Consider the following 20183-nt stretch of genomic DNA (forward strand, 5'->3'; position numbering starts at 1 on the left):
GAAGCTTTCCTAGATAAGGCTCGCCAGGGCGCGGAAGCTGCTTCAGCCGCCCATGAATGCGCTCGAACGGACAAATTTTTGCCGTTTCCGCCTATAAACGGTCCGTTAGGGATTTGTTGACCATAATTGGAGGGTATAGCGATGCCGCAGGCGCGGCGCCTCTGATTTCTGTTTCTCTTAGCAAGGGCGAAAGTCGTATCCGTGCATCACGTGATCTTTTCCATTCCGGCGACGGTTTTCGCCACGACTTTCTCATTCGTCGCTTGCCGGGTGGCGCTGATCGCAATGGTGATGTTCGGCGCCTTTGCCGGCACCGCGGCCGCAGAGGATCGGGCGCTCAAGCTCTTCTTCACCCATACTGGGGAAAGGGCGACTATCGTCTTCAAACGCTGCGGCAGATACGATCCGAGAGGCCTTGCCCAGATCAACCGCTTCCTACGCGACTGGCGCAAGAACGAGCCGACGAAGATCGATCCGGAATTGCTCGATCTCGTCTGGGAAGTCTATAGCCGCAGTGGCGCCAAAGAAGCCATTCACGTCGTCTCGGCCTACCGCTCTCCTTCGACCAACAGCATGCTGCGCAACCGCTCGCGCAGCTCCGGCGTTGCCAAACACAGCCAGCACACGCTCGGCAAGGCGATGGATTTCTACATTCCGGGCGTAAAGCTTGCGAGCCTGCGCGCGATCGCCATGCAGATGCAGATCGGCGGCGTGGGCTTCTATCCCAACTCCGGCTCGCCCTTCGTGCATCTCGATGTCGGCAACGTGCGCGCATGGCCGAGAATGTCGCGCCAGGAACTTTCACGGCTTTTCCCGAACGGGCGGACGCTGCATGTGCCGGCTGATGGCAGACCGCTGCCCGGCTATCAGGTGGCAATCGCGCAATCCAAGAAGCGTCCTTCACAGATGGCAAGCAAGATCGCGGCCGTCGATGACGACAATGACGATGCCGGATCATCGGCTGCATCTCGCAGCGGTGCACCCGACAGCAGCCTCATGACCAGCATGCTGCCGACGCCGAGGAGCCGGGCCGTGAATGGGCTCGAGGCTCAGCTTGGCAAGCGCGTGGCTGAGGAAAACAGGGTTCAGCCCTTTGCCGATCTGGCTGCCTATGCCGTCCCCTTGCCGGCATGGCGGCCGACCAGCAGTATCGTCGTCATCCCGACGGCTGCTCCCGAAAGACCCGTCCCCCCCGCTGTGCTCGCAAGCCTGGTGGTCGGACGCAACGATGCCGGAAAGCTCGTCGTGTCTGACAACGCGAAGAATACGGCCGATAGCGCCATGGCAAAGATGCAGCCAATGGCACAGCTGCCGAGTTCCACCGCGCAGGAAGTATCGGGCGGCGTTGGCGCCATGTCGACCGGGGCAATCGTCGCCTGGGCCTTGCAGCCGCCGGGCATGGCCGTCGACATGACGCTTCCGAGCCTCGTCAGCGCACCCATTCCGATGCATGACGACATGGCGGAGGCCCAGGCCGGGGCTTACGATGGCGACGACTTCGATGTCGAGCGGTTCGGCTTCGAAGGCTGAAGCAATCTCCCAATGGGTGATTTACGAAGGGTCAGTTCGGCTGATCCTCTGATCCTGCCGCCTGTACCGACAGAGAAAGTTGGGCAAGTCCGCCAAGCGTGAAGCGAGCAAGTCGGTCTGCCAGTTCCTCGTCGGTGGTCGTTTCCCGCCCGAGCGCCGGAATGATCTCGGACACACGTTTTTCGGCCACCAGCAGCATGAAGCACGGCGCCATCGTCGAAAGCGCGGCCTGCGCGACGAACGGATGGTCCGGTGTCACGCCGATGATCTGGGCGATAACGCCAAACAGCAACGCTTTCTTGGGCTCGATCTCTTCGCGACGAAGCTTGTCGATATGCGGTGTCGGCGCGATCAATTCGCGGACAATTACCTTGGCCGGCCATGAATTCTCATTCCCGGTTCGCACGACCTTGACCAACAGGCCGATGAGCCGACGCAGCTTCTCCTTCGGATCGATGTCCGCCGTGACGGTGCTGGCAAGCACATCGTAGCTCATCAGGCGGTGATGCGCCTCGGCAAGGACATCTTCGTACAACGCCTCGATGCCGCCGAAGTGGTAATTGACTGCCGCAGCGTTGGTTTCAGCGCGCAGAGCGATTTCCTTTGCGGTCGCGCGATCGAAGCCAAATTCGGCGAAAACGGCACCGCCCGCCTCGAGCAGGCTCATCCGCGTGGCAGCGCCGTCCTGCCGATCCCGTGATCGTGCCGTTCGTCTATTGCCTCTGGCCATGGTCTCTGCCTTTCATTAACTCAAATATTAATTTGAAATTTGAATTTGACAAGTGCTATAATGAACCCGGATCGTTCTCGGCCACCATCCGTTTCACTAGAGCCGCCCCCTTGCCTGGAGTTCGAATAAAGCATGCAACGCGTCATCATTATTCTGGTCCTGTTGATTGCCGTAGCGGGCGGCGCCTGGTGGTATTTTCATCGGAACGACGGCTCGAACGAGCTCGTCCTTTATGGAAATATCGACTTCAGGCAGCTCACCCTCGCCTTCAACGGCAGCGAACGTGTCTCCGAAGTCCTTGTCGAAGAGGGTGCGCAAGTCAAGAAAGGCCAGGTCGTCGCCAGGCTGGATACCAGTCGCCTTCAGCCTCAGGTGGCCCAGGCAGAGGCTCAGGCTGCAAGTCAACGTGCCAATCTTGAGCGCCTCAGGAACGGCAACCGTCCCGAAGAGATTGCGCAATCCCGCGCCAATCTTGAATCCGCCAAGGCGGAAGCAGTCAATGCCCGGGCGCAGTTCGAACGCCAGAATGCACTTGCTCCCAAGGCCGCAGTCAGCCAGCAGGCACTGGATGAGGCGCGCTCCGCCGCCGCCGTTGCCGACGCCAAGGTCGTTGCGAACCAGAAGGCGCTCGATCTGCTCGTCGTCGGTTCCCGCATCGAGGACATTCAAGAGGCGGAAGCGCAGCTGCATGCGTCGGAGGCCAATGTCGCGCTCCTGCACCAGCAGCTTGCCGATGCCGAGCTGAAAGCGCCGGTCGACGCCATCGTGCAATCGAGATTGATCGAGCCCGGCGAGATGGCTTCGCCCACCCGTGCAGCCTTTTCGCTTGCTACCATCAGCCCGAAATGGGTGCGTGCCTATGTCTCGGAAACCCAGCTTGGAATGCTCCGCCCCGGCATGAAGGCGAATGTCGCGGTGGATTCGCTGCCTGGGCGTACGATCCCCGGGTGGATCGGCTTCATCTCTTCGGTCGCGGAGTTCACGCCGAAGTCGGTGCAGACGGAGGAATTGCGTACCAGCCTCGTCTATGAAGTCCGCGTTTTCGTCGATGATCCGGACGATGCGCTCCGGCTTGGCATGCCGGCAACTGTTCGCCCGCTTTCGGACGAGCAGGCGAACGTCGCAACCACGCAACAGCAATAGAACGGGGATGCCATGAGCGCCGGCGATCTCTCGGTCATAGCAAAGAATGTCCGCAAGACGTTTCGGCGCGACACTGGCGAGATGGTGGAGGCGCTTGCCGATGTCTCGCTCGACGTCCGCAAAGGGGCATTGACAGCGCTGGTCGGCCCGGATGGCGCCGGCAAGACGACATTGCTGCGGCTGGCATGCGGCCTCATCGCGCCGGATGGCGGCAATCTGCAGGTGATCGGCGTCGACATCGCCAAAGAGCCGCAGCATGTTCAGGACCGGATCGGCTATATGCCGCAAAAGTTCGGCCTCTACGAAGATCTGAGCGTTCAGGAGAACCTCGATCTCTACGCCGATCTGCACGGTGTCACGCAATCCCAGCGCGACGAAACCTATCCGCGCCTCTTCGAAATGACGCAGCTCGGCCGCTTCAAGGGACGTCCGGCAGGGAAGTTATCGGGAGGCATGAAGCAGAAGCTTGGCCTTGCCTGCACGCTGGTGCGGGCGCCGGAGCTACTGCTCCTCGACGAGCCTACCGTCGGTGTCGATCCGCTGTCGCGTCGCGAGCTTTGGGAAATCGTCTTCAAGCTCGTCAAGGAGGACGGGCTCTCGGTGATCGTCGCAACCTCCTATCTCGACGAGGCCGAACGCTGTGAACATGCTGTCCTCATGCATGCGGGAAAGATCCTCGATCAGGGTCTACCAGCCGAAATCACGGCGAAGGCAGACGGCTGCTGCTTCATGGTCAGCACTCCCGGTGGTATGCCAGCCCGGTCCCTGCAGGCCCGCCTCTTCGCACAGCCCGGTATCGTCGATGCCGTGCCGGAGGCCGGGCGCGTCCGGATCGTCCGCAAGCCGGGCCAGAAGGACGAGCCGCTGCAGCTGGACGGCACGAAGCTTGAGACGGAAAGCGTGGCGCCTCGCTTCGAAGATGCTTTCATGATGCTGTTTGCTGCCGTTGTTGATGATGCCGAACGCAAGGGTCATGACGGCGCTTCATCGGCCAATCGTAATGGCGATGGAACAGTCGTTGAGGTTCGCAACCTTGTCCGCAAGTTCGGGGATTTTACCGCCGTCGATCATGTCAGCTTCAGTGTCCGCAAGGGTGAGGTCTACGGGCTGCTCGGTCCGAACGGAGCTGGAAAAAGCACGACCTTCCGCATGCTCTGCGGCCTGCTTCCCGCCAGCGGCGGCACCTTAATGGTCGCGGGCGCCGATCTGCTGACGGCAGGGGCCAAGGCGCGAGAACGGCTCGGCTATGTCGCGCAGAAATTTTCGCTCTACGGCCAGCTCAGCGTCGACGAGAATCTGGAATTCTTCGCAAGCGCCTACGGGCTGCGCGGCAGGCGCAGGAAGGACAGGATCGCCGCCCTGAAAAGCCAGTTCGAGCTCGACCAGTTTTCAAGACTGCCGAGCGGGCAGCTTCCGGGCGGGTTCAAGCAGCGCCTGGCGCTCGCCGCCGCTCTCCTGCACGAGCCGGACATTCTCTTCCTCGATGAAGCCACGAGCGGCGCCGATCCATTGGCAAGGAGGCAGTTCTGGGGCCGGATCACCGCCCTGTCCGAGCAGGGCGTGACAATCATCGTGACGACGCATTTCATGGAAGAGGCCGAATATTGCGATCGGATCATCATCCTCGATGCCGGCAAAAACCTGGCGGAGGGAACACCGGTCGAGATCCGCGCCCATGCCGGCGCGCATGGCGAGGCGGCCGCGACGATGGAGGAGGCCTTCATCGCCATCGTCGAGAAAGAACGGCACAAAAAAGCGGAGATGGCGGCATGAACCAGCCCGTCGACAGATCCGGCCAGGGATTTCGCGCAGCCCTGCGCCGCATCCGCGCGCTCATCCGCAAGGAGACCTGGCAGCTCCTGCGCGATCCGAGCAGCATCGCGATCGGCATCGTCATGCCGGTGGCGCTGCTGATCCTGTTTGGATACGGCATCAATCTCGACGTCAAGAACGTTCCCGTTGCGATCGTCATGGAAGAGAATTCGGCCGAGGCGCGCGGGCTCGCCTCGGCCTTCGAACTCTCCAGCTATTTTTCTCCAAAGCCTGTCAAGACGATGGTGGAAGCCGAAAGCATGATGCTGTCATCGCAGGCAAGGGCCATCCTGCGCATCCCCTCGGATTTCGCGCGCAAGGTCGCTCAGGGGAATGGCGAAGTCCAGGTCGTCGTCAATGGCAGCGATGCAAACACGGCGCGAATATCGCTGAGCTATGCCGAAGCGGCAGTCGGCGTCTGGGCCGCCAAGGAAGCGGCGCGCAAAGGAGCGATCAGCGGCAGCGGCGTGACGATCGAATCCCGGCTGTGGTTCAACGAAGCCAATGACAGCAGCTATTTCCTCGTCCCAGGTCTTGTCGTTCTCGTCATGACGCTGATCGGCGCGCTTCTGACCGCTCTCGTCATGGCCAGGGAATGGGAGCGCGGCACCTTCGAGGCGCTGTTCGTGACGCCGGTGCGCTCGAGCGAAATCCTGCTCGGCAAAACGGTGCCTTATTTTCTATTGGGGCTCGCGGGCCTTGCCCTTTGCGTCGTCGGCAGCCGGCTGCTCTTCGGCGTGCCGCTTCGAGGGTCGCTGCTAATCCTCACCGTCGTCTCCATGCTCTACCTTCTGGTCGCGCTCGGCCTCGGGCTCGCCATATCCTCGATCACGAAGAGCCAGTTCATCGCCAGCCAGGTCACCGTGCTCGTGACCTTCCTGCCGGCCATGATGCTCTCGGGCTTCATGTTCGACCCGAGAAGCATGCCCTTGGCGGTGCAGGTCATCACCTACATCTTCCCCGGCCGATATTTCGTCACCCTGCTGCAGACCTTGTTTCTCGCCGGCAATATCTGGAGCGTCATCCTGCCCAATGCCGTCGTGCTCGCCGGCATGGCGGCAGCACTTCTGGCACTCGCCGTGCGCATGACCCGCAAGAGGATCGCATGACCATGTCGTTCGCATCGCTTCTGCGCATCCTGACGCTGATCCGCAAGGAACTCCTCGTCATCCTGAAGGATCCCCGAAGCCGGGCAAGCCTCGTCGTCCCGCCCATTCTCCAATGCCTGATCTTCGGCTACGCCGCCACCTATGACCTCAATACGGTTCCCTATGCGCTCGTCGATCAGGACAGGACGACGACGTCCAGAAACCTTGTCGCGAAGCTTGAAGGATCGGGCATTTTCGAAAGGGTAGCGACACTGACGCAGACGGGCCAGGCGGTCAGGCTGCTCGATACCAAGCGGGCTGTGCTGATCATCGTCGTAGATCGCGATTTCGAGAGGCAGCTGGAAGCGGGTAGCCCCGGCACCGTACAGGTCATCGCGGATGGCCGAAATTCCAACACGAGCGGTATCGCGCAAGGCTATGCCAATACGATCGTCGGCGACTTCACCGCCGATTGGCTTGCACAGAAGGGCAGCTCGGGCAATGCCGTGCAGGTCACGACCCGCGCCTGGTACAATCCGCAGCTGGAAACGCGGTGGAGCATGGTGCCCTCGCTCATCGGGACGATCACCATGCTGATGACGATGATGCTGACTGCCATGTCCGTTGCGCGCGAACGCGAGGAAGGAACCTTCGATCAGCTGCTCGTCGCGCCATTCACGCCGACAGAGATCATGATCGGCAAGGCCGTTCCCTCGATGATTGTCGGCATCACTCAGGCATCGACGATCCTGCTGGTGTCCTTGTTCTGGTTTCGCATTCCGTTTGCCGGCTCGTTCCTGACGCTCTATCTCGGGCTCAGCCTCTTCCTTGCCGCGGCGATCGGTTTCGGACTGTTCCTGTCATCCATCGCCGCCAACATGCAGCAGGCGATGATCCTCTGCTTCGTCTTCCTGATGCCGTTCATGCTGCTCTCCGGCCTTATGTCGCCGACCGACAACATGCCTGAGATCCTGCAATATGCGACGATGATCAATCCGCTGAAATATGCGATCAGCATCACGCGCGGCGTCTATCTCGAAGGCGCCGGCATCGAGGCGCTGTTTCCGGACATGCTGGCGCTTCTTGCCATTGCCGCCGCGACGATGCCGGTCGCCGCCTGGATGTTCCGTCATCGTTTGAACTGAACCGCTTCGCATTTTTCCTGGAATTGCTCCGAGCGGATCGAGGGCGGCGGACGTGCCGCGATGGCATCAACCCGCCATATATTGGATGTTGCAGCGGCCATGAACCGAGGACTTCTGCACATGCGCGCGCACGCCGAATACCCGCTCGATCAGTTCCTGCGTCAGCACCTCTTCCGGCGGGCCGGCCGCGACCACTTCACCCTTCTGCAGCACCGCAAGACTGTCGCAGAACATGGCCGCCAGATTGAGGTCGTGCAGCGCGACGATCGAGGTGACATCGAGCCTGGAGACCAGACCGAGAATATCGAGCTGGTGCTGAATATCGAGATGGTTCGTCGGCTCGTCAAGCAGCAGCTCACTCGGCGTCTGGGCGAGCGCTCTTGCTATGTGGACGCGCTGTCGCTCGCCTCCTGAAAGCGTCTGCCACAGCTGCCCGGCACGGCCCTGCATGCCGACGCGGGCAAGCGCGTCCGCAACCGCCGCATCGTCATGAACACTCCAGACCGACAGGGGGCCGCGATGCGGCGTGCGGCCGAGGCGCACGACATCCATCACGGTGACCTGGGTATCGGTCGTCGCCTGCTGTTCGACGAGCGCGATGCGGCGGGCGATATCCCCGCGCGAGATCGAGGCTATGTCGCTGCCGCCAAGCCGGATGATACCGCTCTTGACCTTGCGCAGCCGACATATCAGCCGCAGCAAGCTCGATTTTCCCGAGCCGTTCGGTCCGAGAAGGCCGAGCACCTTGCCCCTTTCCACCGCCAGGCTGACGCCGTTGACGATCAAAGTATTGCCGGCCGCAAAGGTTACCGTATCAACAGCGATGCTCATGCCGTCCTCCGCGCGCGATAGAGAATGATGGCGAAGGCCGGAGCCCCGAACAGGGCCGTGACCACGCCGATCGGCAGGATCTGCTGGGGAATGATGATTCTTGAAATGATATCCGCACCGACCATGAAAATGGCGCCGGCCAGAGCTGCTGCCGGCAGCAGCCGATCATGGCTTGGCCCGACCACGAAGCGGGCGGCATGCGGAATGACAAGCCCGACGAAGCCGATCGAACCGACGATGCTGACGACGGCTGCGGTCATGAAGGCCGTCACGCCGAGCAGGACGATCTGCGCGCGTCTGACCGCAATGCCGAGTGAGGCGGCCGCATCGGTACCGAAGATGAAGGCATCGAGCACGCGCACATGCGCCATGCAGACGACAAAGCCGATGATGGCGACCGGCCCAGAAAGATAGACGTCCGGCCAGCGCACACCGCTCAAGGAGCCGAGCAGCCAGAACATGACGCCCCTTGCCTGCTCGGCATTGGCCGAGGTGGTGACGATGTAGGAGGTGAGCGCGTTGAAAAGCTGCGAACCGGCAACACCGCAAAGAATGATGCGCTCGCTCGTGCCGCCGACACCGGCGGCCAACAGGCCGACGAAGAGGAAGGCGACGGCCGCACCGATGAAAGCGCCGCCGGAAAGCCCCAGAATGCCGTAGCCGAGCCCGAGGATCATGATGCAGACCGCTCCGGTCGAAGCCCCCGCCGAAATGCCGAGCACATAGGGTTCGGCAAGCGGATTGCGCAGCAAGGCCTGCAGGATCACACCGCTCAGCGCCAGCGCCGCGCCGGTGCTGGCGGCGACCAGCGCCCGGCTCAGCCGATAATCCCAGACGATGCCCTGATGGATACGGCTAAGCTCGAAACTCGTTCCGAACATCCGGTTCGAGACCGCCTTGGCGGTGGTCGACAGCGGGATGGAAATCTCGCCGATCGACACCGCAAGGCTGATCATGAACGCCAGGATCATGATGGCAGCCAGGGCGAGCGCCAGAAGCGCCCACCATGACCGACGTTCCGCAACGAGACTCATATCTTACTGCGCCAGGCCGAAGGACTTGATGCCCTTGGCCAGGATTTCGATGCCGTCGATGGTGCGGATGGTCGGGTTCATCGACTGCGCATCCATCATGACGAAATGCTTGTTCCTGACGGCATCGAGCTGGCTGGTGACCGGATCCTTCTTGAGGAAATCGACTTTGACCTTCGGATCATCGGCGGCATAGCGGCGGCGGTCCATGGTGGCGATCACGATCACGGCCGGATTTGCCTGCGCGATGGTCTCCCAGCCGACGAGCGGCCATTCTTCCTCGGTCGTCACGACGTTCTTGGCGCCGATCGTCTTCAGGATATAGGCCGGCGCGCTGTTCTTGCCGGCGATAAAGGCATCGCCGCTGACTTCCTTGCTGGAAAACCAGAAGACAATCGGCAGATCCTTGGACTTTGCGCCTGAAATCGAGGCGACAGCATCCGCTTCGCGCTTCTTCAGGGCCGCGATCAAGGCATCGCCGCGATCTTTCACATCGAAGATCTCCGCGAGTTCGTCGATCTCCTGATAGACCAGGTCCATCGTGAACAGTTCCTTGCGCACGCCGTCGCCGCCATCGGTGTTGACCTTGGCGACGCAATCCGTCGGCGCGATATAGGTGTTGATGCCGAGTTCGGAAAACTGCTCGCGCTTGCCGACGGAGCCCTGTGCGCCGACATGCCACTCGAATTCGGCGGCGACGAGATCCGGTTCCTTGCCAACAACGGATTCGAAGCTCGGATCATTATCGGCAAGCCGCGGGATCTTGCTGTTCGCCTCGGCATATTGCGGCAGCACCGGGCCGACCCAGACGGCGGTGCCGGCGATCTTGTCGGCCAGACCGAGCGAGAGCAGGATTTCGGTCATGCCCTGGCCGATCGAAACGATCCTGGCCGGCAGCTTCTGGAAAGTGACCTTCTGGCCGCAATTATTGATGGTGAGCGGATATTGTGTGGCGGCGAAACTGGAGGCGGCAAACCCGGTCAGCCCAAGTGCAAATGTAATAGTCGTCAAAAAATGGCGCATGAAAGATCTCGATCGGAGAGGGAAACTGGGCGGTGTCAGCACGATCGCGCTGAGAAAGACCGCCGCCGGTTGCGAGGATCCCAATCAAGGCCGATAGAGGTCGGATAATATCGAAGGCTCAGGTCAATCATTCTCTGTCCTTTCCGGGCATCCCCGCCCGGCTGATTGGATCGTGATCGACGGCAGGTCTCCTGGCTTGCGGATCTCTGACGATCATCCGCCTTCCCGCAAGCTTGCTTGCAGTGGCATGGCTTTAAGCCTCGGGAGATAACTTAAAAAAGGTCACTCCCGGATGATCGGCAATCCGCTTACATTTGCGGGGGCAGCCACGGTCTAGGTCCCTCTTGGGTCTTCCTCACCGTGTTCCCTATTAATCCCCGCGGAGTCTTCCTTGGGGAACCGTCGCGTTCAGTTATTCCGGACAGGGCCTTCTCGTCAAGAACGCTTGGATGGCAAAAAGAAAGAGAGCATCATGCTCATCGCCGAAGGCAGGGCGCGGCTAGGCGGCCTCGGCCAGCTCAACCCGATTTCTTCCGCTCGCCTTCGCCCGATAGAGCGCCTTATCGGCGGCCTCGAGCACATGCTTGAAATCCGTGGTCGGCTCAAGGGAGCAGGCGATGCCGATGCTGACAGTGACGTGAACGGCTTCCTGCTCGAACATCAGGGTCGTGCCCTCGATATCCCTGCGAATTTTCTCCGCGACGGCAGCTGCGGCCCTCGTATCCGTGTTCGGCAGCAGCACCACGATCTCCTCGCCGCCATAACGGGCGGCGATATCGGTCTTGCGCACGGTTTGCCGGATCACATCAGCCACTCGTGCCAGGACGGTGTCGCCGAAGGAATGCCCCCAGCTATCGTTGATCTTCTTGAAGTGATCGATATCGAGCATGATGATCGAGAAAGGAATGCGGCGCATGCCCGCTTCCTTGCTGCATCGATCGCCTTCGCGCTGCAATACGCGGCGGTTGGGCAGTCTTGTCAGCGGGTCGAGGCTCGCTTCATTCTCCAGCGCGCGTTGGATACCGATGCGATATTGCTCCCGCTGCAGCAGATCCGATAGCAGCATGACACCGAGTATATTGACGGTCGTCACCGGAAGTGTCGCCGAGAGGAGAAGAGCGCGCGCAACCGCCCATGGCAGAAAGAAGAGAACCACGAGGGATGAGCAGGTCGCCAGACCGAACAGGGCCGATCGTCTCCAGCCCGTGCCGGTCCATTGCCGCGGCAGGAGGCTGAGCACATAGCCCGCGATCGCAACGATCACGATACCGGCAACGCCGCCCACCGCACCCATACCGCCGACCAGAAACCGAAACAGAGCCATCATCGCTGCAGCGACAATGGTTCCCAGAAGGCCACCATAGATCGGCGCAAGGACAAGGAGGATCGAGCGGCCATCCTGAATAACGCCCGGCATCCATTGTATCGGATCGCCCATGGACAGGATGCCGACCAGCCCGAACAGCAACCCGATGGCCACGGATTTCAGAGCGCCGCGTTCGACGATCCGGATGACCCAGGAATAAGCATAGACGATGATCGCCACCTGGCCGAGGACGCGTATCAGCGAAACCAAATGTGTTTCAATTTCCATTGCTGTTCCCAGTCCTCGCAACGAACCGCAACGAATGACCTGTACCGGCATAGTCGAAGTCGGTGTGGGATACCATGCGATCTCCACAAAATGGTTTACCAAGCCTCTCACTGATCGGCAGTGTGACAATAATGTTCGGGCGGGAACTGGAAGTGAGGGTCATCGTCGCAATCGAATTTCTGAAGCAATATATCTCAATATCGCTGCGTCCGGGATCTGTAGTTCAGGCCAGATGCAGTCATGCGTCCTTTAGAGATCTTAGACCATCGGGGGAAACGAACTATGAAAGCCGACGGATCGAGACGTCGACGGCACCGGGCAGAAGGCGAGTTATCAAAGCTGCTCATGATCGCCTTTCTGCCGAGCACAACCCACGGATCCGAATGATCAGCCCTATCTGGCGCCCTGCGCCGAACGATCAAGAGCTCTCCGCCAATTTGGCGTTCGCCGAGACGCGTCGACCGCGCGTCCTTGACTAGTACCGGCTTCCGCAAACCTCGGCACGGCACGAATTGACGCATTGCGCTTGCAATGGGCCTATCCTATGACTGCAACCTCATCCGCGAATGCGGTGGTGGGGACAAGAATGCGGAAGACCATTTCGCGTACAGGACAGTGGAGCGCGCGCATTCTTTGCGCCGTTGCGTTGTTGCTTGTCGGCTTCGCCCATCAGCCTGTCGTCGCAACAGCGGATGAGATATCCCCGATCGAGCTTGCCCAATACAGGCTTCCGGATGGATCTCTGCCGATCCTCTGCATTACCTACAAGGATGCCGACGGCAAGGTGCACGGAAAAGCCTATGCGCCCGGATGCGAGGCATGCCGGATCGCGTCTGCCGCGGTTGTGCCCACGCCTCCGACCGAAATTTGCGAGCGCCTTGCCTCCGTGCGCGGAGAGACCGTCGTCGCAAGATCGGAGGCTTTCCACCGCCAGCTTTATCCGCCGAACACAGGCCCGAGAGCGCCACCCCTCCTCGACATCGTTGGCTGAACCGGCGTTCCGGCCCTGCCGTGACGCTCGCCGTCAACGCTGCCGCATCGCGACCCTTAGGTCGTAAAATCTGAGGATTGGTGTTCCTGACTGTACTTTGCCGAACGAGGCGGGACCGATTGGTCCAGCTGGCCGTGTGAAGCAAGCTCACCTCAAATGGCGAACCATCGCCCGCCCCCTCCTCAGATCGATCGTGGCAGCCTGCCGATCTTCGGAGGATTTCATGTCTGCCTTTACCGCTGCAGAGCCTGCAGTTGCAGCAACCCATAATATCTCGCTCTATCGCGCGATCTGGCGCTGGCACTTCTTCGCCGGTCTGCTCGTCATTCCTTTCATGCTCAATCTGGCGATCACCGGCTCGCTGTATCTGTTCAAGGATCAGATTGCCGATACTTTCTACTCGCATCGCTACCTCGTTGCCGAAACCGGCACGATGCTGCAGCCGCAGCAGATCGCCGATGCCGCACTCTCGGCCTTTCCGGGCGCCCGCGCGACCTCATATCACGAAGCGTCGGCGCCGAACCGCTCGGCCTGGATAACGCTTTCCAAAGATGGCCAATCGACCATCGTCTACGTCAACCCCTATGACGGCGGCATTCTGGGGTCGGTCGGCTCGCAGCAGGAGTTTGCCTGGGTCGTCAAGCGCATCCACAGCCTCGAATATTTCGGGAAATGGACCAATCGCCTCATCGAGATCGTCGCGGGCTTTGCCCTCGTCCTTGTGGTGACCGGCATCTATCTGTGGTGGCCGCGCCAGCAGAGCGGTGGCGTGCTCACGGTTCGCGGCAATCCATCGCGGCGCGTTTTCTGGCGCGACCTGCATGCCGTGACGGGCGCGCTTGCCGGCATCCTTATCTTTTTCCTGGCCTTCAGCGGCATGCCATGGTCCGGTTACTGGGGCGCCAACGTCAATGCCTGGCTGACGGCAAATAATCTCGGAACACCGGCTGCGGTCTGGGACGAGGTGCCGAAATCGACGAAGGTCACACAGGATATCGTCAGCCGCGCCGGCTGGGTGGTTGAAAACGCGCCAGTTCCACTGTCCGATATCGCCGCGGCGCAGTCGGCAAAGCCGATCGGTCTGAACAAGGCCGTCGACATCATGCATGGGCTTGGCATGGTCGCCGGCTCCGATCTTGCAATCCCTTCGGATGAGACCGGCGTCTACACCGCAAGCCATTATTTCGGCGATCTCGGCAAGGAGCGCACCGTTCACATCGACCAATATTCCGGCAAACCGCTGGTCGACATCTCCTACGCTCAGTATCCGGCGCTCGGCAAGGCGATCGAATGGGGCATCAATGTCCATCAGGGGCAGGAATGGGGTCTCTTCAACCAGCTTCTGATGCTCGCCGCATGCCTCGCCATCATCCTTTGCTGCGTGACGGCGGCAATCATGTGGTGGAAGCGCCGGCCATCGGGCCGACTCGGCGTACCGCCTATGCCGCCGCAGAAGTCCGTCTATGTCGGCCTCTGGCTCATCGCCATCGTCTTCGGCGTGGCTTTCCCACTGACGGGAGCTGCCATCGTCGCGATGCTGCTCCTCGACCAGTTCGTAGTTCGTTTCGTGCCGCCGCTCCGGCGTTTCTTTTCCTGACGAGATCGGGCGGAGCCCAAAGGCTTCGCCTGCCCGCTCCTTTTCCGGATCAAGGATATCGATCATGCTGAAACAGATTTCTGCCCTTGCCGCCTTCGGGCTTGCATTCCTGTCTTCCTCCCTCGCTTCCGCCGACGATGTCAAAATCGGCAACCTCACCATTTCCGCACCCTATGTTCGCGCCATGGTGCCGGGAGCTCCCGTCGGTGGCGGTTATATGACCATCACGAATACGGGCGACACCAACGACCGGCTGGTGGCTGCGAGCTCACCGCGCGCTGCAACGGTCCAGATTCACGAGATGAAGATGGACAAGGAGGTCATGATCATGCGCGAGCTTGCCGGCGGCCTGCCGATACCGGCGGGCCAGACCGTCGAACTCAAACCCGGCGGCTATCACGTCATGTTCATGAAGGTTGCCGAGCCCTTCCTTCAGGGCCAGACGGTGAGGGCAACGCTCCAGTTCGAAAAGGCCGGCTCAATCGACGTCGATTTCCCTGTGGGATCGATAGCGGCGAACAGGGAGACGTTCCATGTCAAATAGACGACGTTTCGTTGCAACTGCCTTCGCCCTCACGCTTGCCGCCGGTGCGGGTGTGATCGGCTACGCGACGTTCCTCATGGTTCCTGAGGTGCAGGCCACGGGCAGCCTCGGCACAGCCTTCACGCTCACGGACGATCGCGGTGAGCCCATCACCGAAAAGGCCCTGTCGGGCCATCCGTCGCTCGTCTATTTCGGCTACACGCATTGCCCCGACGTTTGCCCGACAACGCTTTACGATATGACGGGGTGGTTCAAGACGCTCGGACCGCAGGCCGATGGGCTGAAAGCCTATTTCTTCACCGTCGACCCGGAGCGCGACACGCCGGAGATCATGCACAGCTACACGGGCAATTTTACCGACCGCATCACCGGGATCACGGGTGATCCCACCGAAATGCAGAAGGCCATCAAGAGCTGGCGCATCTATGCCAAGAAAGTGCCGAGCCCGGACGGCGGATACACCATGGATCATACCGCCTCCGTGCTGCTCGTCGATGCCGGCGGCAATCTCAGAGGCACCATCGCCTATCAGGAAAACAACGATGTCGCGCTGCAGAAGATCCGAAATCTGCTGCGGCAGGATTAATTCCGTGGCGCGTAAGCGCCACTGGGACACGAGAATTCCGTCCGGCTTTGCCGGGAACGGATATCGGCGATCGAGCGATCGCCATCACACGATCCGCAGACTTTCCGCGGATCGCCAACAGGATGAGGAAATCAAATGCCCCCGATCAAGAAATTGTTCCCCGTTGCCATCGCAATCAGCGTCGCTTTTGCCGGCCAGGCTATGGCGCATGCCCATCTGAAGTCGGCCGTTCCGGCCGCCGACGGCATAGTCAAGGCCGCACCATCCGAACTCGACCTAACCTTCTCGGAGGGCCTCAATTTGAAATTCAGCGGCATCAAGGTAACCGGCCCCGACAAGACGAACGTCAAGACCGGAGAAGGCATGCTGATGAACAGCGGCACCACGCTGATGGTGCCCGTGACCGACAAATTGTCAGCCGGCAAGTACACGGTCGAATGGCATGCGCTCTCCACGGACGGCCACAAGACCAACGGGAGCTACAGTTTCACCATCGTGCCTTGACCGGTCCGAAGACCGCCGGCAACCGCGCGGGCAGCTTAGCCCTTCCATTTCCGGCTCACGCCGAGCCGGAAATGCAGCCTTGCAGGAAGATCGCCGCACATTCCGTCGCGCGGGTTCTAATTTCCTCGTCATCAGGCGCCTGCCGCTGGCCCAGCATGACAGCCCGCTGCGGCTCCATGGTCATCATGCCCCTGAGGAAGCCGGCCGCGAGGGGGATATTGGCTATTCTAATCACTCCCTTATCGTGCTGGCTGCGCAGCCAGACCTCGAAGACCACCGTCGAGGCCTTGATCGCCCGCTCGTAGAAGGACGCCGCGATTTCTGGAAAGCGATCGACCTCGGCTACGGCCAGACGATTGATCGCGATGGTTTCCGGGTCCAGTGCCAGACGGCCGTAAGCGATCAGGATCTGTTCCAGCCCGTGATGCAGATCCGTGTGCTTGAGCAAGCCCTGATCCACTTCGACGTTGAAGCGCGCGATGCGGTCCGTAATCACGGCATTGAAGATCTCGCCCTTACTTTCAAACAGCCGATAGACGGTTTTGGTCGATACCCCCGCATCCTGGGCGATGTCGTTGACGCATGCCGAAGCATAGCCCGCCTCCAGAAAATGCTTGCGCGCGGACGAAAGCACGATCGCTCTGGTGTCGTCATCACAACGAACCTGCGGTCGTCCTCGTGGTCGTTTCGCGGCTTTTTGATTTAGGACCATAGATATTTTCCAAAATCTAGTTGACTTCGATCTTATAGCTCTTATTTTGGAAAACATCAAGTTTCTAAAATGAACTTGGCCGCTACCCCTGCCCGGCAGCGACCCGTTGTCAGGAGCAAGTACATGGCTAACAATCTGCATATCGTAACGTCGGAAGGCGCTTCCAGCGAGGCGCAGGAAACTGTCGAAGCAAAGGCCAAGGAAGGGGTAACAGCCGAGCCCCGTCCGGAGGCACCGCAGGGACAGGCAGGCGGTAATGCCGCTGCTAAGCGCAGCAAAACGCCGCGCCGGTTGATGTATGGCGTGGGTGCGATCGTCATTATCGCTGCCGCAGGCTATTACGGACACGACTATTGGCAGAACGGCCGTTTTGAGGTGTCGACCGATGACGCCTACGTCCAGGCCGACAACAGCTCGATCGCCCCGAAGATCTCGGGCTATCTGGCGGAAGTCCTGGTCAAGGACAACGAGACCGTGAAGGCCGGCCAGCCGCTCGCGCGCATCGACGACCGTGACTTCCGTGCCGCACTCGACCAGGCAAAGGCCGATGTCGCTGCGGCACAGGCAACCATACTGGCCGAGCAAGCCTCGCTCGATATCCAGCAATCGACGATCGCCGCAGCGAGGGCAACGCTGGATGTGGACAAGGCGAACGAAACATTCGCCGAACAGAACAACAAGCGCTACGCTAGCCTCGCCTCCAACGGCTATGCGGCCGTGCAGACGGCCCAGCAGGCGGCATCGCAGATCGCCGCAGCCCAGGCTTCCATCGTCAGGGACACCGCAACCCTGGAAGGTGCCGTCAAACAGGTCGCGCTTCTGAAAGCCCAGATCGGACAAGCAACCGCCGCCCTGCAGAAAAGCCAGGCCGTCCAGCATCAGGCCGAGCTGAACCTCTCCTATGCGACCATCATGGCCCCCGTCGACGGCACCGTCGGCAACCGCACGCTGCGTATCGGCCAATATGTTCAGGCCGGAACGCAGCTGATGTCGCTCGTGCCGACCGACCAGGCCTATGTCGTCGCCAATTACAAGGAGACGCAACTGACGAACGTCCATGCTGGCCAACCTGTCGATATCGAAGTCGACATGTTCCCCGGCAAGGTCTTCCATGGCCATGTCGACAGCCTTGCGCCGGCGAGCGGACAGGAATTCGCGCTGCTGCCGCCGGACAATGCGACGGGCAACTTCACCAAAGTCGTGCAGCGAATTCCGGTGAGGATCGCGCTTGACCCGCAGACGATGAACGGTGGCGAGCTGCGCCCCGGAATGTCCGTCGAGCCGAGCATCAACACGAAAGCAGGCGCCGCGCTGTAAAGCTGCCGGCGGGAGCCCCCACAATGTCAACGATTACAATAGATGGCCGTGCGATGCCGGCCGCTGCGGCGCAGCCGCGCGCATCGACAAGAGAGTGGATCGCAGTCTTGGCCGGCATGATCGGCGCGTTCATGGCGATCCTGAATATCCAGATCACCAATGCCTCCCTCCTCGATATCGAAGGGGGGATCGGCACCGGGGTGGATAACGGCGCCTGGATCTCGACCTCCTATCTGATCGGCGAGATCGTCGTCATTCCGCTCACCGCCTATCTCAGCAGCGTCTTCTCGTTTCGCCGTTACATTCTGGTGAACTCGGTGCTGTTTCCGCTGTTGTCGCTGTCCTGCGCCTTTGCCCACGATCTCGGAACAATGATCGTGCTACGCGGCCTGCAGGGGTTTGCCGGCGGCGTGTTGATCCCGATGGCCTTTACCATGGTGTTGACGAAGCTTCCGAAGCCGCAACAACCTTTAGGGCTGGCAATCTTTGCATTGTCCGTCACCTTTGCGCCGGCCATCGGCCCGACCATCGGCGGCTACCTGACCGAGAATTACGGCTGGCAGACCATCTTCTTCATCAATGCCGGCCCGAGCGCCATCATGGTGGTGGCGCTTGCCCTGACACTGGAAAAGCAGCCCATGCAGCTGAAACTTCTGCGTGAGGGCGACTGGGCCGGCATCGTGACGATGGCGATCGGCCTCTCTGCCCTGCAAACCGTGCTTGAAGAGGGCAACAAGGACGACTGGTTCTCCTCGCCCTTCATCGTCCGGCTCAGCATCGTCGCAGCCGTGTTCCTGACGCTCTTCATCATCATCGAGCTGAAGGTTTCAAAGCCGCTGGTGAAACTGCAGCTGCTAAAACAGAGGAATTTCGGGCTTGGCGTGCTTGCCAATATTCTCGTCGGCGTCGCGCTGTTCGGGACGGTCTACATCCTGCCGCAATATCTCGGCCAGGTGCAGAAGTACAACGCCGAGCAGATCGGCAACGTCCTGGCCTGGACGGGGTTGCCGCAGCTGCTGCTGATCCCGCTGGTTCCGCTGATGATGAAGCGGGTTGATGTGCGCTGGCTTGCCTTCTTCGGCATTGCGGTCTTTTCGCTGAGCTGCTTCATGAACGTCACGCTTTCGGCTGACAATGCCGGAGATCAGTTCTTCATTCCGAACATCGTTCGCGCAATTGGCCAGGCCTTCGTCATCACGCCCGTCACCGCGATCACGACAGCAGGAATTGCTCCGGCTGACGCTGCCGCTGCCTCCGGCTTGACGAACATGCTGCGCAATCTCGGCGGCGCGGTCGGCACGGCCTCGCTTGGGACCATCCTGACCAAACGCGAGCAGTTCCACTCCAACATCATCGGCCAATCCGTAACCCTTGGCCGCGACGAGGTTCGCGAACGGATCGACCAGATGACCGGCTACTTCCTGTCGCACGGGGTCTCGGACCATCAGGCAGCCCAACAGAAGGCGGTCATCGCCCTCGGCCAGATCATCAAGAGACAGGCGCTGATCATGGGCTTCAGCGACACGTTCGCCGTCATCGGCGTCGTGCTTGCCATCGCAGCGATCACCATGCTGTTCGCCAAGCGCCCTCAAGCCGGCGGCGGCGCAGGTGCCCACTGAACCATGCAGGTTCACGCTCACGCATACGATACCGTATGGCCTGAAGCCGGTAAGAGCGATCGCGCCTGTACCATGACAATCATACGATGCGCCTCAATGGCGTCCGGAAACCCCGGGCGCCATTGTTCAATTCCCGTCAGTCTGCCGAACAGAGACGCAAGGGCAACAGCAAATCGTTGCGATCAGCTTGCGCCGCGCACGAGCCGAAGCCACGCGCGGTCTTGGCAGGACGATAGGGAAACGGTGAACTGAGGAAGCAAATCGAGTGGTGCTGGGATATTCAGGCGCCGAAAGCGGCTACCTGTTCATGTCCTCGACGACCCAGCGGAAAAATAACAGTATAATGGCCGCAAATAGTAATAGCTGCATCAATTTAGGTAATTCAA

The 20183-nt window shown here is 60.6% G+C and carries 18 protein-coding genes and 1 riboswitch; of the genes, 12 read left to right on the top strand and 6 right to left on the bottom strand.

Annotated elements, in window-relative coordinates; all coding sequences use genetic code 11:
- Positions 1–201 precede the first annotated feature (201 nt).
- The gene (locus ABOK31_RS21890) at positions 202–1530 is read left to right on the top strand and encodes a DUF882 domain-containing protein (RefSeq protein ID WP_349960776.1); all 1329 of its coding nucleotides are present in this window, start codon (positions 202–204) and stop codon (positions 1528–1530) included.
- 31 nt (positions 1531–1561) lie between these two features.
- On the opposite strand, the gene ABOK31_RS21895 is transcribed toward ABOK31_RS21890, so the two are convergent.
- Positions 1562–2260: a CerR family C-terminal domain-containing protein gene (locus ABOK31_RS21895; RefSeq protein WP_349960778.1), complete on the bottom strand. Its 699-nt coding sequence runs from the start codon at positions 2258–2260 to the stop codon at positions 1562–1564.
- Between the two features lie 132 nt (positions 2261–2392).
- On the opposite strand from ABOK31_RS21895, the gene ABOK31_RS21900 reads away from it, so the two are divergent.
- From ABOK31_RS21900 to ABOK31_RS21915, 4 genes are read left to right on the top strand one after another with little or no spacing between them, the layout of a single operon-like run.
- Positions 2393–3403 carry an efflux RND transporter periplasmic adaptor subunit gene (locus tag ABOK31_RS21900; RefSeq protein WP_349960780.1) on the top strand — a complete coding sequence of 337 codons (1011 nt, stop codon included), beginning with the start codon at positions 2393–2395 and terminating at the stop codon, positions 3401–3403.
- A gap of 12 nt (positions 3404–3415) precedes the next feature.
- Positions 3416–5176 carry an ATP-binding cassette domain-containing protein gene (locus tag ABOK31_RS21905; protein ID WP_349960782.1) on the top strand — a complete coding sequence of 587 codons (1761 nt, stop codon included), beginning with the start codon at positions 3416–3418 and terminating at the stop codon, positions 5174–5176.
- A complete protein-coding gene (locus ABOK31_RS21910) occupies positions 5173–6324 on the top strand; it encodes an ABC transporter permease (protein WP_349960784.1) in 1152 nt (383 codons plus the stop codon). The genes ABOK31_RS21905 and ABOK31_RS21910 overlap by 4 nt, the downstream gene beginning before the upstream one ends.
- The gene (locus tag ABOK31_RS21915; protein ID WP_350019300.1) at positions 6321–7448 is read left to right on the top strand and encodes an ABC transporter permease; all 1128 of its coding nucleotides are present in this window, start codon (positions 6321–6323) and stop codon (positions 7446–7448) included. The genes ABOK31_RS21910 and ABOK31_RS21915 overlap by 4 nt, the downstream gene beginning before the upstream one ends.
- 66 nt (positions 7449–7514) lie before the next feature.
- Here the strand turns inward: ABOK31_RS21915 and ABOK31_RS21920 are convergent, their stop codons facing one another.
- From ABOK31_RS21920 to ABOK31_RS21935, 4 genes are all read right to left on the bottom strand, one after another.
- A complete protein-coding gene (locus ABOK31_RS21920; RefSeq protein WP_349960786.1) occupies positions 7515–8279 on the bottom strand; it encodes an ABC transporter ATP-binding protein in 765 nt (254 codons plus the stop codon).
- Complete coding sequence (locus ABOK31_RS21925; protein WP_349960788.1) at positions 8276–9313, bottom strand: iron ABC transporter permease; 1038 nt, start codon at positions 9311–9313, stop codon at positions 8276–8278. The genes ABOK31_RS21920 and ABOK31_RS21925 overlap by 4 nt, the downstream gene beginning before the upstream one ends.
- A 3-nt stretch (positions 9314–9316) precedes the next feature.
- Entirely contained in the window at positions 9317–10333 is a 1017-nt protein-coding gene (locus tag ABOK31_RS21930; protein WP_349960790.1) for an ABC transporter substrate-binding protein, read from the bottom strand.
- 163 nt (positions 10334–10496) lie between these two features.
- Positions 10497–10752: riboswitch (cobalamin riboswitch) on the bottom strand.
- 80 nt (positions 10753–10832) lie between these two features.
- Complete coding sequence (locus ABOK31_RS21935) at positions 10833–11927, bottom strand: diguanylate cyclase (RefSeq protein WP_349960791.1); 1095 nt, start codon at positions 11925–11927, stop codon at positions 10833–10835.
- A gap of 586 nt (positions 11928–12513) precedes the next feature.
- Here ABOK31_RS21935 and ABOK31_RS21940 point away from each other — a divergent pair.
- The 5 genes from ABOK31_RS21940 to copC all read left to right on the top strand — a co-directional run bounded on the left by ABOK31_RS21940 (position 12514) and on the right by copC (position 16149).
- The gene (locus tag ABOK31_RS21940) at positions 12514–12918 is read left to right on the top strand and encodes a hypothetical protein (RefSeq protein WP_349960793.1); all 405 of its coding nucleotides are present in this window, start codon (positions 12514–12516) and stop codon (positions 12916–12918) included.
- A 223-nt stretch (positions 12919–13141) separates the two neighbouring features.
- Complete coding sequence (locus tag ABOK31_RS21945) at positions 13142–14515, top strand: PepSY domain-containing protein (RefSeq protein WP_349960795.1); 1374 nt, start codon at positions 13142–13144, stop codon at positions 14513–14515.
- 64 nt (positions 14516–14579) lie between these two features.
- Positions 14580–15059 (top strand): copper chaperone PCu(A)C, encoded by a 480-nt coding sequence (locus ABOK31_RS21950; RefSeq protein ID WP_349960797.1) that lies wholly within the window; start codon positions 14580–14582, stop codon positions 15057–15059.
- Positions 15049–15645 carry an SCO family protein gene (locus ABOK31_RS21955; protein ID WP_349960798.1) on the top strand — a complete coding sequence of 199 codons (597 nt, stop codon included), beginning with the start codon at positions 15049–15051 and terminating at the stop codon, positions 15643–15645. The genes ABOK31_RS21950 and ABOK31_RS21955 overlap by 11 nt, the downstream gene beginning before the upstream one ends.
- A gap of 135 nt (positions 15646–15780) precedes the next feature.
- Positions 15781–16149 (top strand): copper homeostasis periplasmic binding protein CopC, encoded by a 369-nt coding sequence (gene copC / locus ABOK31_RS21960; RefSeq protein WP_349960800.1) that lies wholly within the window; start codon positions 15781–15783, stop codon positions 16147–16149.
- Between the two features lie 55 nt (positions 16150–16204).
- Here the strand turns inward: copC and ABOK31_RS21965 are convergent, their stop codons facing one another.
- Positions 16205–16861, bottom strand: a complete 657-nt coding sequence (locus ABOK31_RS21965; RefSeq protein WP_349960802.1) for a TetR/AcrR family transcriptional regulator — start codon at positions 16859–16861, stop codon at positions 16205–16207.
- Positions 16862–16984: 123 nt separating this feature from the next.
- Here ABOK31_RS21965 and ABOK31_RS21970 point away from each other — a divergent pair, with 123 nt between their 5' ends.
- Both ABOK31_RS21970 and ABOK31_RS21975 read left to right on the top strand, forming a co-directional pair.
- Positions 16985–18178, top strand: a complete 1194-nt coding sequence (locus tag ABOK31_RS21970; RefSeq protein ID WP_349960803.1) for an HlyD family secretion protein — start codon at positions 16985–16987, stop codon at positions 18176–18178.
- Positions 18179–18201: 23 nt separating this feature from the next.
- Complete coding sequence (locus ABOK31_RS21975) at positions 18202–19797, top strand: DHA2 family efflux MFS transporter permease subunit (RefSeq protein ID WP_349960805.1); 1596 nt, start codon at positions 18202–18204, stop codon at positions 19795–19797.
- Positions 19798–20183 lie beyond the last annotated feature (386 nt).

Source organism: Rhizobium sp. ZPR4, from assembly GCF_040215725.1.
GTDB lineage: Bacteria > Pseudomonadota > Alphaproteobacteria > Rhizobiales > Rhizobiaceae > Rhizobium > Rhizobium rhizogenes_D.

What these genes read in the sequence shown, in the direction of transcription:
- ABOK31_RS21895 (WP_349960778.1), bottom strand. Translation starts at nt 2,260, where the DNA reads ATGGCCAGAGGCAATAGACGAACGGCACGATCACGGGATCGGCAGGAC.
- ABOK31_RS21900 (WP_349960780.1), top strand. Translation starts at nt 2,393, where the DNA reads ATGCAACGCGTCATCATTATTCTGGTCCTGTTGATTGCCGTAGCGGGC.
- ABOK31_RS21905 (WP_349960782.1), top strand. Translation starts at nt 3,416, where the DNA reads ATGAGCGCCGGCGATCTCTCGGTCATAGCAAAGAATGTCCGCAAGACG.
- ABOK31_RS21910 (WP_349960784.1), top strand. Translation starts at nt 5,173, where the DNA reads ATGAACCAGCCCGTCGACAGATCCGGCCAGGGATTTCGCGCAGCCCTG.
- ABOK31_RS21915 (WP_350019300.1), top strand. Translation starts at nt 6,321, where the DNA reads ATGACCATGTCGTTCGCATCGCTTCTGCGCATCCTGACGCTGATCCGC.
- ABOK31_RS21920 (WP_349960786.1), bottom strand. Translation starts at nt 8,279, where the DNA reads ATGAGCATCGCTGTTGATACGGTAACCTTTGCGGCCGGCAATACTTTG.
- ABOK31_RS21925 (WP_349960788.1), bottom strand. Translation starts at nt 9,313, where the DNA reads ATGAGTCTCGTTGCGGAACGTCGGTCATGGTGGGCGCTTCTGGCGCTC.
- ABOK31_RS21930 (WP_349960790.1), bottom strand. Translation starts at nt 10,333, where the DNA reads ATGCGCCATTTTTTGACGACTATTACATTTGCACTTGGGCTGACCGGG.
- ABOK31_RS21935 (WP_349960791.1), bottom strand. Translation starts at nt 11,927, where the DNA reads ATGGAAATTGAAACACATTTGGTTTCGCTGATACGCGTCCTCGGCCAG.
- ABOK31_RS21940 (WP_349960793.1), top strand. Translation starts at nt 12,514, where the DNA reads ATGCGGAAGACCATTTCGCGTACAGGACAGTGGAGCGCGCGCATTCTT.
- ABOK31_RS21945 (WP_349960795.1), top strand. Translation starts at nt 13,142, where the DNA reads ATGTCTGCCTTTACCGCTGCAGAGCCTGCAGTTGCAGCAACCCATAAT.
- ABOK31_RS21950 (WP_349960797.1), top strand. Translation starts at nt 14,580, where the DNA reads ATGCTGAAACAGATTTCTGCCCTTGCCGCCTTCGGGCTTGCATTCCTG.
- ABOK31_RS21955 (WP_349960798.1), top strand. Translation starts at nt 15,049, where the DNA reads ATGTCAAATAGACGACGTTTCGTTGCAACTGCCTTCGCCCTCACGCTT.
- copC (WP_349960800.1), top strand. Translation starts at nt 15,781, where the DNA reads ATGCCCCCGATCAAGAAATTGTTCCCCGTTGCCATCGCAATCAGCGTC.
- ABOK31_RS21965 (WP_349960802.1), bottom strand. Translation starts at nt 16,861, where the DNA reads ATGGTCCTAAATCAAAAAGCCGCGAAACGACCACGAGGACGACCGCAG.
- ABOK31_RS21970 (WP_349960803.1), top strand. Translation starts at nt 16,985, where the DNA reads ATGGCTAACAATCTGCATATCGTAACGTCGGAAGGCGCTTCCAGCGAG.
- ABOK31_RS21975 (WP_349960805.1), top strand. Translation starts at nt 18,202, where the DNA reads ATGTCAACGATTACAATAGATGGCCGTGCGATGCCGGCCGCTGCGGCG.